Origin of the sequence: Paenibacillus zeirhizosphaerae, from assembly GCF_030705605.1 — a bacterium.
Classification (GTDB): domain Bacteria; phylum Bacillota; class Bacilli; order Paenibacillales; family Paenibacillaceae; genus Paenibacillus; species Paenibacillus zeirhizosphaerae.
The window spans coordinates 24,120-37,086 of the sequence record NZ_JAPCKK010000016.1; the positions used below are offsets into that span (position 1 = coordinate 24,120).

The 12,967-nt window shown below is 48.8% G+C and carries 13 protein-coding genes; 1 reads left to right on the forward strand and 12 read right to left on the reverse strand.

Translation table 11 applies throughout. The features are described 5' to 3' along the window. Positions 1-6: 6 nt before the first annotated feature. From OIN60_RS09930 to OIN60_RS09970, 9 genes are all read right to left on the reverse strand, one after another. Positions 7-1,479, reverse strand: a complete 1,473-nt coding sequence (locus OIN60_RS09930) for an aldehyde dehydrogenase family protein (protein ID WP_305754716.1) — start codon at positions 1,477-1,479, stop codon at positions 7-9. A gap of 33 nt (positions 1,480-1,512) precedes the next feature. Then, entirely contained in the window at positions 1,513-2,616 is a 1,104-nt protein-coding gene (aguA, locus tag OIN60_RS09935; protein WP_305754717.1) for an agmatine deiminase, read from the reverse strand. A 16-nt stretch (positions 2,617-2,632) separates the two neighbouring features. Beyond that, positions 2,633-3,970 (reverse strand): putrescine aminotransferase, encoded by a 1,338-nt coding sequence (locus OIN60_RS09940; RefSeq protein WP_370872459.1) that lies wholly within the window; start codon positions 3,968-3,970, stop codon positions 2,633-2,635. Positions 3,971-4,093: 123 nt separating this feature from the next. Then, positions 4,094-4,684, reverse strand: a complete 591-nt coding sequence (locus OIN60_RS09945) for a TetR/AcrR family transcriptional regulator (RefSeq protein WP_305754719.1) — start codon at positions 4,682-4,684, stop codon at positions 4,094-4,096. A 709-nt stretch (positions 4,685-5,393) separates the two neighbouring features. Then, entirely contained in the window at positions 5,394-6,296 is a 903-nt protein-coding gene (locus tag OIN60_RS09950) for a transposase (protein ID WP_305754720.1), read from the reverse strand. Positions 6,297-6,755: 459 nt separating this feature from the next. Next, positions 6,756-6,989: a hypothetical protein gene (locus OIN60_RS09955; protein ID WP_305754721.1), complete on the reverse strand. Its 234-nt coding sequence runs from the start codon at positions 6,987-6,989 to the stop codon at positions 6,756-6,758. A 118-nt stretch (positions 6,990-7,107) separates the two neighbouring features. Further along, positions 7,108-7,758, reverse strand: coding sequence for a response regulator (locus tag OIN60_RS09960; protein WP_305754722.1), 651 nt, complete (start codon positions 7,756-7,758; stop codon positions 7,108-7,110). Next, a complete protein-coding gene (locus OIN60_RS09965; RefSeq protein ID WP_305754723.1) occupies positions 7,748-8,959 on the reverse strand; it encodes a sensor histidine kinase in 1,212 nt (403 codons plus the stop codon). The genes OIN60_RS09960 and OIN60_RS09965 overlap by 11 nt, the downstream gene beginning before the upstream one ends. A gap of 133 nt (positions 8,960-9,092) precedes the next feature. Continuing rightward, the gene (locus tag OIN60_RS09970) at positions 9,093-9,560 is read right to left on the reverse strand and encodes a DinB family protein (RefSeq protein ID WP_305754724.1); all 468 of its coding nucleotides are present in this window, start codon (positions 9,558-9,560) and stop codon (positions 9,093-9,095) included. 263 nt (positions 9,561-9,823) lie between these two features. Between OIN60_RS09970 and OIN60_RS09975 the strand changes: the two genes are divergently transcribed. Continuing rightward, positions 9,824-10,651 carry a DUF6492 family protein gene (locus tag OIN60_RS09975; protein WP_305754725.1) on the forward strand — a complete coding sequence of 276 codons (828 nt, stop codon included), beginning with the start codon at positions 9,824-9,826 and terminating at the stop codon, positions 10,649-10,651. Positions 10,652-10,757: 106 nt separating this feature from the next. Here the strand turns inward: OIN60_RS09975 and OIN60_RS09980 are convergent, their stop codons facing one another. From OIN60_RS09980 to OIN60_RS09990, 3 genes are all read right to left on the reverse strand, one after another. Further along, positions 10,758-10,865, reverse strand: coding sequence for a sporulation protein YjcZ (locus tag OIN60_RS09980; RefSeq protein WP_305754726.1), 108 nt, complete (start codon positions 10,863-10,865; stop codon positions 10,758-10,760). Positions 10,866-11,028: 163 nt separating this feature from the next. Further along, positions 11,029-11,319, reverse strand: coding sequence for a hypothetical protein (locus tag OIN60_RS09985; protein ID WP_305754727.1), 291 nt, complete (start codon positions 11,317-11,319; stop codon positions 11,029-11,031). Positions 11,320-11,744: 425 nt separating this feature from the next. Beyond that, a complete protein-coding gene (locus tag OIN60_RS09990) occupies positions 11,745-12,902 on the reverse strand; it encodes a glycosyltransferase family 8 protein (RefSeq protein ID WP_305754728.1) in 1,158 nt (385 codons plus the stop codon). Positions 12,903-12,967: the final 65 nt, after the last annotated feature.

Consider the following 12,967-nt stretch of genomic DNA (forward strand, 5'->3'; position numbering starts at 1 on the left):
GTCTCCTTAATTGCGGTACCAGCCGAGCGGCTCAACCTGCAGACTTGTATTGATTTGTTTGACTTCTGTATAGGCTTCGTAGCCGAACGTCCCCAGCTCCCTGCCGATGCCGCTCTGCTTGTATCCACCCCAAGGAGCCTCATTATAGGTCGGATGATACGTATTAATCCAGGTAATGCCTGCCCGCAGCTTCCGGGCAACACGCTGTGCCCGAGCCCCGTTATTCGTAAATACTGCACCGGCAAGTCCGTAAATTGTATCGTTCGCCAGACGAATCGCTTCCGCTTCGTCCTGGAACGTCTGCACGACCAGGACCGGGCCAAAGATCTCTTCCTGGACAATGCGCATATCCGGCTTCGTATCTGTAAAAATGGTCGGCTGCAGGAAATAGCCCTTGCCGTACTCGCCATGGATCAGCCTTTCCCCGCCGCACACAAGCGTTGCTCCCTCTTCCTTGCCTAGCTCGATATAGCTCAGCACCTTTTGCAAATGCGCTTCCGATACAAGCGGCCCCATCTCGGTGCCTTCGTCGAGTCCGCTCCCGATAATGATGCGCTTCGTCCGCTCTACAAGCCGGACCATGAAGCGCTCATAAATGCTTTCTTCAAGCAGGAGACGCGAACCGGCGGCGCAAATCTGCCCTTGCCCAGCAAAGATGGCAAACATGGCATATTCCACCGCGGTCTCAAAATCGGCATCGGCAAATACGATATTCGGGGATTTACCGCCAAGCTCCAGCGATATTTTCTTCATATTGCCAGAAGCAGCCTGCATAATGCTGCGGCCAGTAACGGTTCCACCGGTAAAGGCGATTTTGTCTACGTCCGCGCTTGCCGCGAGCTCATGACCGACCGTAGCACCTGCTCCGAGCACCAGATTAGCGACCCCGTGCGGAAAACCGGTACGCTCGATGAGCTCGAACAGCTTGACAGTGGTCATCGGTGTGATCTCCGAAGGCTTGAACACGACCGTATTACCTGCGGCGAGTGCGGGCGCAAGCTTCCAGGCGGCCATCAGCAGCGGATAATTCCAAGGCACAATCTGGCCGCATACGCCGATTGGCTCACGAATAACGACGGCCTGCATCGGGTCTGCGACTTCATAGGTTTGACCGTGCGGCTTGGTCGCCAGCCCCGCATAATAGCGGAAACAAGCGATGGCGTCGTTCACATCTCCTTCTGCTTCCCGCAGCGGCTTTCCGCTGTCCAGTGTCTCAAGCCTCGCGAATTCCTCCTTCTCCGCTTCCAGCGAATCCGCCAGCTTGAACAGCAGCCGTGCCCGCTCTGCTGCAGGCGTCTCCGGCCAGCCTCCTTCGTCAAACGCTCTGCGCGCCTCAGCAATGGCAACCCGCGCGTCTAACACACCACCCTCTGCCGCCTGTGCAATGATTTCCCCATTCGCCGGATTTACAATCTCCCTCGTTTCGCCTGATGCGGCTTCCACCCAACTTCCGCCAATATACATCCGTAACATCGCCATTCCTCCTGCTCCCTGGAAATGTGAAACGGTCTTTCATAACCCGCTGGCAGGCTGCTGCTGTGTAATGCAATGGATATTGCCGCCGCCAAGCGCAATTTCCCTCGTGTTCACCTGGACAACCTTTCTGTCCGGAAATAATGCTTGAAGCTGGGCGAGCGCATCCTGGTCGCGCGGGTCACCGAAGGCCGGGATTACAACGCCGCCGTTGCAAATATAAAAGTTCACATAGGTGGCGGCAAAGCATGTGCCCGTCGCCCGGCTGTAGCTGCGGCGCGCCCTATCGATACGCTGCGCCTCCTCGTCCGTAATCGTAAGCGGCGCCGGAATCGGAATGCGATGAATCTCCAGCTTCCGACCACGCGCATCAACGGCCGCGCTCAGCGTTTGGTATGCTCTTTGAAGAACATCATACTGCGGATCATCAGGATCATCCGTCCAGCTCATCGCCACAACGCCAGGGCGTACAAATGCGGCGACTTCATCAATATGACCGTCCGTTTCGTCAAAGCGCATACCTTCCTCGATCCAGATCATCGTATCGACGTTCAAGTATTCTTTCAGCAGCTCTTCGATGTCATGCTTGGACAAGCCCGGATTCCGGTTGGGGTGCAGCAGGCACTGCTCGGTCGTCAGCAGCGTTCCTTCCCCATCGACATGAATGGAGCCTCCTTCGAGAATGAAGTGCTGGGCGTCATAGCGGTCCTTATACTCCATCTCCAACACTTTCTGCTTGACCAGCAAATCTTGATCCCACGGAAAATACAGCCCTCCCTGCAGGCCTCCCCAAGCGTTAAAGCCCCAGTCGACACCCCGAACCTCGCCCTTGTCATTCTTAACGAAGGTCGGGCCGATATCCCGCATCCAGGCATCGTTGGAAGACAGCTCAACGACCCGGATCGGAGATGGAATGATGGCACGAACATGCTCATATTGTGCTGACCCGACTCCAATCGTCACCGGTTCAAACTGGGAGATGGCCAGCGCTACATCCACGAAGGCGTCCTGCGCAGGCTTGGCTCCTAATCTCCACGTATCGGTCCGGGTGGGCCACAGCATCCACGTACCACGATGCGGCTCGTATTCGGCGGGCATGCGAAACCCGTCGGAGCGCGGCGTGCTGTTTATCGTTCTTGGCATCCCAACCACCTCTTGCTTATGCTTTGGTCTTCTCCAGTACTTTGCGGAACGTTGCGATCACCCGGTCGATTTCCTCCTTGCTGATCGTAAGCGGCGGTTCGATCCGAATCGTCTTGGAATTAATGAGCGTACCTGCAACGAGAACCCCTTCGTCAAACATGCCTTTGGATATTTCATAGCCGACTTCGTCCCGATGGAATTCAATCCCGATCATCAGCCCGATGCCGCGTATTTCCATGATCTTATTCTCGTGGCCCTCGGCCGCCTGGCGAAGACCGTCCAGAAGATAACGACCCGACTCTTCTGCCCGTGCGGGCAGCTCTTCTTCAAGCAGCACATCGATAGTCGCAATCGCCGCTGCACAGGCAAGCGGGTTTCCGCCGAAGGTCGTTGTATGCATAAACGGATTGGAGAACAGACTTTTGAATACGTTTTCAGTAGCGATAACCGCACCTGCAGGAATCACACCACCGCCGAAAGCTTTTGCAAGGCAAAGGATGTCTGGCACCACCCCATACAGCTCACACGCAAACATTTTGCCGGTACGACCCATGCCGGTCTGCACCTCGTCAAATACCAGAAGGGCATCGTATTCATCGCACAGCTCACGGACCTGACGCAAATAGTCCGGCGGCGGCAGGATGATTCCTCCCTCACCTTGAACAGGCTCAAGCAGGACCGCGGCAACATCTTCCCCGACCAGGGCGCAGGACTCGAACGTTTTGCGCATCATATCCATATCCCCGAACGGAATATGGCGAAAGCCGGGAATCAACGGCAGAAACGGCTTGCGGAACATGCCTTTGGCTGTGCCGGATAGTGAACCCAGGCTTTTACCGTGGAAAGCCCGGGTTGTCGAAATGATCGTCGTCCGCTCACTGTACATTTTGACAAGCTTCAATGCAGCCTCCACGCTTTCCGTGCCGCTGTTTGTAAAGAAAGAATATTTGAGATCGCCTGGTGTTATGCGTTCCAAAATTTTTGCCAGCATGGCGCGTAAGGGATCCAGCAAGTCCTGGCTGTGCAGTGCCTGCCGCTTCAGTTGATCCTCGACCGCCTTAATCACCTTCGGGTGCCGATGACCGACATTGTAGATACCGAAGCCTCCCAGGCAGTCAATGTACTCTTTACCGTTGACGTCTTTAAAACACGAACCTTCGTCGGACCATTCCACAGCCGCGAACTGTCCTCCCTGCGTCACTGTCTTCCGGTACTCAAGAAATCCGGGATTTACATTCTCACGAAAGCCGTCGACGGTCTCTTTTGTAATCCATGCCGCCTCTTCCTCCGTTACTTCCTGTTTCGCAATCATCTCAAGCACCTGTTTGATATAGGTTGTTGTCTCGATCCCCATGGATGGTGCCTCCTTGTATACGTTTAAATGCATGAAATTTACTTATATAGGAAAATGAATGAACATCAGTCATTTTAGTGAGAATGAAGGCCTGTCAGCCATTCATTAGCGGTGGAGCGGGGATTATTTGTCGTGCAGCATGGATCTTTTCAGAAATTGAAACACTTCAGTTTGCGATTGTTCGCGTGTAATGTCCTGGTCGCGTCCGATGAAAAAGCGCTCGGCTGCGTTTTCCACCAGATTGATCACCAATTTACTCGTCCAGGCAATGTTCAGATCTGCAATGACCTCCTTGTTGTCCATGGCCTGCAGCATTTCATCCTCGAACCACTCGTAATAAGGCTTGTAGATCGTTTCCCAGATTTCCATCGAATGATCGATAGCCAACCCGGAATAGACGAGTACAATGACATCCTTATATTCATCTGTGATGTTGTATATTTCCTCGATAAAAATCCGTAGAAACTCCGAAAAATCCTTGCGGCTCTTGGTTTTGTCCTTGACCTTCTCCATCGTAATGGAAATCAGGTTCTGTGCGATTGCCGGAATTAAGGCATTTTTCGAACGGAAATACAAATAAAACGTTCCCTGCGCAACCCCCGCTCGCTTGACGATATCCGAGATGGACGTGCTGTGCAGTCCTTTTTCCGAGATGATCTCAATGGCAGCCTGCAGAATCGCATTGTATTTATCATGTACTATTGTAGTTGACAACGACTTGCCCTCCAATGACTGAATATCATTCATTTTCCATTTCCTGTGCTCTACTTTATCGTATCTGCTGGGGCAAAGCAACCTCATACTGTGGTTTGTCAATGTTAAATTTCAATGCCGGCTAGTGAATATAACTCAACTTTCGCAGAGCCCAAATCCAATTAAACCTTTGTAGCTACTTGGTTCGGAGGAATTCGAATCCCCTTCTTGCAAGTTTGCCGATTTCATGCTGCAAAAGTTAAGGCTTGACAGTCAAGCCACCCGTCGATCGTGGCAAGGCATGTGAACTCGCTGTCCGGGGGCTTTGCACAATTATCCCGTTGGATCAGGTAAATCAGGTAAAGAGAAACAGAAAACCGGGAACCGAACATATACTTTAGGCACGTTAAAGAAAATAACGGATCCAATGAGGCACGAAAATGTCTGTGGTTACGCGATTCAGGGCCATTGAATGGGTCTATTATTTTTGGATGTGCCTTATGGAGAAGCAGATCGGTTCGAAATCATGAGGCGATCTTAGGAGAAAGCAGAGCGTTTAGGTGATGTGAAACTAACCGAGAGAGGAGGAGGAGGAGCAAGGCACCGAAAAAATAAAAGACCCGTGTCGTTGCCGCTTGAACCCGAATGCTTCCGCTTTCCTCGTTCATGCTAACCCACACCGTTCAAGCAACGCACCTCATGCTCACCTTTCCTCGTTCAAGCACTGCGATCAGGCCACAGCCGCAAGAGGCTGATCCGTTTGGCGTGCGATCATCCGACGGTAGGTAATCGCCGGAATCGCCACACCGATGTACAGTAACTTCTGCTGCATCGTTCCTTCTGCTCCGGACAGGTGCAGTCGGCGGCGTCCAGTATACTCGTTGAGGTACGCCTGCAGATGCTTTGGTCCCAAAGCTACATACGTACTCTTCAGCGATTCCCACGCCTCTCTCACCACTTTCCGCAAGGGCGTATACAGCCGATAGGCTTGAGGGAACGATTGTACCGCCGATGTACGAATATCTACCTGTTCATGGATGAACGCAGCGAGTTCGTGACGATTCGCTCCGTTCCCCTCTCCCCTCATCTGGGGGACCAGGCGGATTTTGACCTGCTCCAGCTCGCCCGACTCCGTGACCGTGCACCCGGCTACGACCGCCGAAGCATGCGGATGAGGAAACTGTGGCCGGGACAGATTACGCCCATACAGGTCGCTGTTCACCTTCACGTCTCCGCAGAGCAGCTCCCGGGCATCGAACTCCCCGATGGCATGGCGTATTTTGTGCAGCATCAACCAGGCGGTCTTGTAGGTGACCTGGATCACCTGGCTCAGCCGCATCGCCGAGATGCCGTCGGGCAGCAGGAACAATTCCAGCGCCTGGAACCACTTGGTCAGAGGGAGATGGGTTCGTTCAAAAATCGTGCCGACCAAAGCCGACGTTTGATGCGCACAACTGGCGCATTCGAACATGGGGATGCGCCGGGAAGTCAGACGACTGCAGCGGGTATGAGCGCAACGCGGGCAGACGAAGCCGTTCGGCCACTTCATCGCGATCAATGCCTCCATGCAGGCCTGCTCGTTGGGGTAACGACTGCTAAAGGATTGAAGTTCTGTTTCCACTTGGACTTCCATGTCTGCTCGCCCCCGAATCAACAAAATAAGAACATAAGTTCTTTTTCTCATTATACCAAACGTATGTTCCTGTTTCAAGCCGAACTTCCCACTTGAGCCACCTTTTTTCGTATCACGTTTCTCTTTCCTCTTTCCTTCCCCCAGGCCCCCTCAAGCCCCAACCCTCGACCCCCGCATTCTGATCAAAAGGGATAATCATGCAAAGCTGTATGGGAAGGCAGCAAGCAGCAGGCATTAGGCATTAGGAATTAGGCAACGGACACCAGACACCACTCCCTATAGACACCTATCTCACTCTGGTTACTAGACTTTGAGGGGGGCGAATCCCCTTCTTGCAAGAAAGCTAGCAAAAAAACTGTCTGCTTTGATTCAGCGTCAACCCAGCAGTAGATCTCCGTTTTACACCGTTATATCAGGGCCTGTTTGCCGATTTCATGCTGCGAAAGTTGAGAATATAAGTCATGATCTCGGTTGTTTTTTTTCGACTTCCGGGGCTTGTATATTCGATGTCCCTGCACTCTCTTGTTTTTTGGCTGCTTCAGTAAAGTCAGGCAAATAATAAAGAAAAAAATCAATAACCGGCGCTACCTGTCTCTGTGCCTTTATCTCAGTAAGCTCAGGCAAATATTGAATAAACTCATCAAAAAATTGATCATTAAAAAGTAACGGTTGCTCTTTTTTATCCAAATTCATCCGTCTCCTCCCGTCGAGGTTAGACCCTCTCCTTTTAGAGGATATAACAGAAGCCCAATAAAAAAATCGTACAAAAGGGCAACCCCTGATGTACGATCGGGCAATATATATCAGCTTGTTACAGGTGTAAAATTCCCCGTTCCAAAGAAACTGCCACCGCTTCCGAGCGAGAGTCAACACCCAATTTGTTATAGATATTGGTGAGATGAGCCTTGACGGTCCTTTCCGAGATCCCCAGATCAAAGGCGATTTCCTTGCTTCGGCAGCCACGGGCAATCGATTGCAGAACCAACATTTCTTTATCCGTAATAAAGGTTTGTTCTCGAACCGGAGCAGAGGGCGTCTCCTTTGTGGCCCTGACCACAAACACTTTTGCCGTAATTTCCGGCTGAAGCAGTGTTTCCCCGCGCAGTGCGGATTCAAGCGTCCGAAACAGATTTTCCCGGCTTGTATCCTTGAGCAAATATCCTTTCGCCCCCAGTGACAAGCCTTTTATCATTAAATCATCTTCGTTATAGGTCGTCAGAATAATGACAGGCGTCTCGTTATTTCTTTCTTTCAGCGCCTCCATAGTTTCAAGCCCGCTCATTCCGGGCATGTTCAAATCCATTAATATGACATTTGGAGCCAGCTCCTCGACTAAACTGAGAGCTGCACGGCCCTCTTCTGCTTCACCGACCACTTCGTATTGGCTGTCCGTTTCGAGGATTAGCTTTAACCCTTCCCTGACGACCCAGTGGTCATCCACTATTAAAACTTTACATTTCATAACGAGTCTCCTTCGAAAATGGCATTTCTATTTTGAGCGATGTTCCTTCCTGTGCTGAGCTGTGAATGCTAATACTTCCAGCAAGCAACCGCACACGTTCATGTATACCGATCAAGCCATAATGGCCTGCTTTTTTGCCGATGGTTTGGATGTTAAATCCTTTTCCGTCATCTCTTATTTCCATGAGCAGCATCTGTTCAACAGTGAGAATACCAATGAATACATTTTTGCTATGAGCATGCTTGGCCACGTTGGTTAAACACTCTCTTACGATGTGCAGTGCATGCTCTGTAACCAGCGTAGATAGTGGTGTTTTTACATCAAGCTCCAGTTTGACGTGAATGCCTGTAGCCAGGGTAAAACGCTGCGCTTCTTCCCGAACAGCTTCTGTAAAATCGACTTCGGCGGCGGATTTGGATCTGAGGTCATCAATGGCCCGCCTCGCTTCAGAAAGAGCCCACCTCGACTGGAACATGGACTGTCGCACAATTTCGTGCGCTCTTCTCGTCCCCCCCTTGGTCAAGTGTGCATCGATGGCTTCCAACTGCATAATAATACCCGCCAGACCCTGAGCAAGCGTATCATGCAGGTCACGAGCCATGCGCTGCCGCTCATTGGCCAGAGTAAGCTCTTCGACTTTCTGATGTGCCATCTCCAGCTCACGCAGAAAGGTCTGGCTCCGAACCCTTGCATGAACCTGCCTGAAGAAAAGCATTGCATAGGCAATGACCACAACAACTAACATAATAAAGACTGGCATAAGCAGCCCGATTTTTTCCTCGGTGTGAAACCAGATCAGTGCAGCACAGAACAGGAGATAGAGAGCCAAGAACAGCACCGTTACTTTAAGTGGCTGATAATAAATACCCACGCTTTGACCAATCAGAACGGGGATCAGGCACACCAGCACTAAAACAAAGCCGGTAGGCAGAAGAAATGCACTCAAAAAAATGGAAGCCCCTTGCAGTACAAAATATAACCAGGGCTTGAAGCCCACAACCCTATGTGCAAACCAATATAAACAGGAATGTGCTGTCATTGTCCCGGTGAATAAAATGCTGTTCAGAAGCATGGGTTCACTCAAGAACTGAAATATCATAACCTCCATATAAATGATGACCACCCAAATCAGAATCGGAACCCTGGAAATCGTGATTCTCTCCGATTCATCCAGAATGGCTGTTGTGGTTTTATTACTCATCCTTCACCTCTATATATCTATACCAAAACGAATGGTCATTTCTATACAAACATTATTATATAATACGGGATAACGCCAACAAAAAAAACGTACACAAGGGCAGTTCTTGTGCACGTTCGGGCATAGCGGGTTATTAGTCCTTCTCCAACAATGACGGCAAGATTTGTGTTAAATGATGCTTCATATGCTCCAAATAATCCTCAATTAGCCACTCCAATGTTTTTATCTCCCCGTTTGGCAGCTCCACGGCCTGGGACGAGGCTGTTTCCCTTGGCAGACTCGCAATGACCCGAACAATGGAACGATTTAGGCTGACCCACAGGGTGATGACCTCATCGATGGAGGCTTGCTGGTAGTTTTGCTTTGCCACCCACTGCTCCTGGTCATAAGGGGTGACGGCGAACGTCCCGCCCACGTACTGGGCCTGAATAAAACGTGTGACGTTGTTGATGGCCGAATCACAAAGATGGCCGAGAATTTGCAGGTTTGACCATTTTCCTGCTGATCGGGGGGGGATCATGTCCTCGGCGGGTATTTCCTTAAGTATTTCAGGTACTCTTCCTATAAGCGCTTCTATCTGGGCAATTGTGTTCAAAGTCATCTTATCGCTCCTTTTTGTTAGAAACACTTCTAAGAATAACATGAAGCCTGAAGTTAAGAAATAGCCCGTTTTAACCGTCCCCCGAAAGAAAATCTCCACTTCTATCTCCTTTCTAAGTAAGCTACTTGCTGGCAGAACAAGCTTCTTGCCATCTCCACATTGCCGGGTCACAAAAATTGGCATACACGCACAAGCCCTGACCAAACCTCTTCTCCACTCATACCATGTACAAGACATCATACTTCGTACAGGGAGTTGAGAAAATGCCAGTTATTCGCGGGATCCGATTAAACAATGCGCCCGAGATTGATGTTCTTATACCCGCCATTGAAAAAGATTTGGCCACCCTTCCCTTCGTCATCGATCATCTACGCCGTTATGTACAGCATCCTATCGGTCGCATTTATATTGTTTCGCCTCCTAGCAGCAAAATTAGAAACCTTTGTTCCAACAAAAATTGCACTTTTGTAGATGAGAAAACAGTCCTTCCAATTACCAAAAAAGATATAAACTATCAATCAGCCCGCTGGGATCGGTCAGGCTGGTTGTATCAGCAGCTTCTTAAAATGAACGGAGATCATATCGTGAACGCAAAGCATTTTTTGGTGATTGATGCGGACACGATACTGATCAGACCCCATTCTTTTGTGAAGGAAGGGAAAACGATATTTTACTGTCGTGACTGGAGCCAGCCGGAATATTTCAACACCTACCGTAAGCTGCTGGGGATGAAACCGCCGCGGCCCCGCTCTTTTGTTACCCACTATATGCTGCTCGAAAAGACGAAGCTCGCTGCTTTGAGAAAGAAAATTGAGGCCATCCATCAGCTGACATGGTACAAAGCAATTATCCGCAGCATCGATAAAAAGAAGCAATTTGGTTTTTCCGAGTATGAAACCTACGCCAATTATTTGTACACAACGAATCCGGATCGGATGATCCTTAGAAGCTCCAAGAATAAAGGCCTGAATATGGATGCCTCTTCTTTAAAAGAGGAGGAAATCGTTAATCTGGCACGTCAGTACCGCTCTCTATCCTTCCACAAACGTAAAATTTACAGCAAAGCTCCCCGGGCTAAGGTAAGGAAATAACAAATAAGTTTCTTTATCCACTTTCCGGTATGAAAAAAAGCGGACTTGACATCCGCTTTTTTCCATACTGACGCTCCGATAATTCGCCAAAGGGTAGCTGGTTTGCTTAAATCCAGAAGGATTTACTGATAATAACCAAAAGGATAAACAAAACTAATATAGCACCTGTAGAGGTCCAAAGTCCTCCTCCGTATCCACATCCACATGCGCTCATTCTAATCTCCTCCTTGTTTGAGATATAGTTTAGTGTATGTGGTGAAATGTCCTTAGAGCGGGCTTTTTGGCAATAAAAAACTCCTTTAGGCACCTGTCCCCTAAAGGAGAGTAGAATTCCCCCCCCCCCCGACTCGTTCTTGTTGGCTATTTCCTGTTCATTGCTATAGATGCCCAGGTTCCCCTCGCTTGGAAAGTGCTTTTAACAAATCAAGGAGCAGCTTAAATGTTTGCTCCCCTATCTGTTTGGTAAGCCTTATTTGCCTCTCGCTTACACTGACTACATCTTCAATGGTATCGTACCCATGCCTGCGCAAGATACTGATTAGCCTGTTAATCAATATTTCATTGCCGGCATACATTTTGGATATCTCTAAAAAACAGGTAATATCTCTGGCAAGAATTCTGTCGTCTAGCGGTAATCTGTCTTTTAGTACGTACTCCTCAATCATCATGGATATGTTTCCTCCTGGCGACTTAGATGCTGTATGTTTGATATGAAATGGTACAGAATGGACCGCTTATTTATGTAGGAATGCATAATTATACGATCTAAACTTGAATTTAGCTTAAAATTAAGATATCATCCTTTCCTCTCCTCCTCCTCACTTAATAACCTGCTCACATCAAGGTACAATGAAAGATCACTGTTAGACGAAAGACTGGGGCTATCTAGTTTATCCAAAAACAGATACTTCCTCGTTATTTTTCGTCATAACTTTGTAATTATTTCATAGTTCTAATGGCACATTTATACACAGTGTATCATAGGTCTATTATCATATCATACGAAATATTTCCGCAATTCATCGGGGTTAATGCGAAAAAAAGCAAAAAAACGATCCACCCGTTTGATCAGGCGGATCGCTTCCTGCGAGTATTATAAGCGCTGTATACGGTGTGAGCTTTTTTTCGCAGGAGCCTTTCTCATAGCATGAACGCTTTTTCTACTGAAGATCGCCAGTTTCCTAGCCGATGTTTTTCTCTTCAAGAGACGTCGACGCCTTATTCGGTTAATCCTTCTAATAGAACGGTATTTACCACGCGTTATTCTTTTCCTCCGCAATCTGGATATTAACCGTAATCGTAGTGATCTGCGGCGCTTCCGTTTGGAAGGAGTTGCAGGGGCTGCAGAAGGTACGGGAGTGTTCACCAAGACCGGCGCTGCCGTCTCACCAGCCGGTTCGGGAACCTGAATGACTTGAGCTGGCGGAGCCACCGATGACTCATGAGATGGTTTGGAAACAGGCTCCAATGTAAATTCCCCGGCCCAAGGGGTCATGGCAAGAAATGAGCTATAGAGCGGCGCAGCAGGTGAATTGGCACCCCACCACTTGTTCTCTTCTCCGGCGAAATGAATAATTTTATTCTCCGGATCAAGCTCGGCGTGAGCGAATGTATTAAACCGCTGATCCAATTGTATATATTTGGAGCAGTACAAGGCATTCAAAGCATCCTGATCGGGCATCGTTGTCGTCGAGTAATTACGCAAGAAATGGAGCAATTCTTCATACCAAGTCTTTTTATTACGGATATTTTCCAAATGAAACAGAATAACACCTGAGTTAAAATAAGTTGCGCCGTTCAACCCCATTGAAGTAAAGTACTCATCTAAATTTAATCCCTGGTCCAGCACAGCGCCCAAATAATTTTCTCCCAGATCAACACTCCATAATTCATTAATATCCATATTGACCCAAATGTCGCAGTCCAGATAAATAATTCTGTCAACCGGAACAATTTGCGGCAGCAGCAAGCGATACATACTAGCGATCGTCCAATGGTCAATCCTATGAACCTGAGTTGAAATTTCGAGCAAATCTTCAGGAAGTGAAACATGATAAAAATTGATGTTTTGATGAAATGACTCTGTCAACTGTGTAAGCTTTAACTTATTTTCTTCAGTTAAGGTCTCATCATGCACAATGTGCACATTGATTGGCTGCTGCGTATTGGAAAAAATGGAGGAAAGAACAACACCCGCATGCGCAGGATATTTTCCGTCTCTATCATTGATCGTCAAGGCCAGCTCAATCATCCGCAAGGATCACCTACCCCTTAAAGTATTGTTAGGCATAACGCCTGTTACATTGGACTACTTTA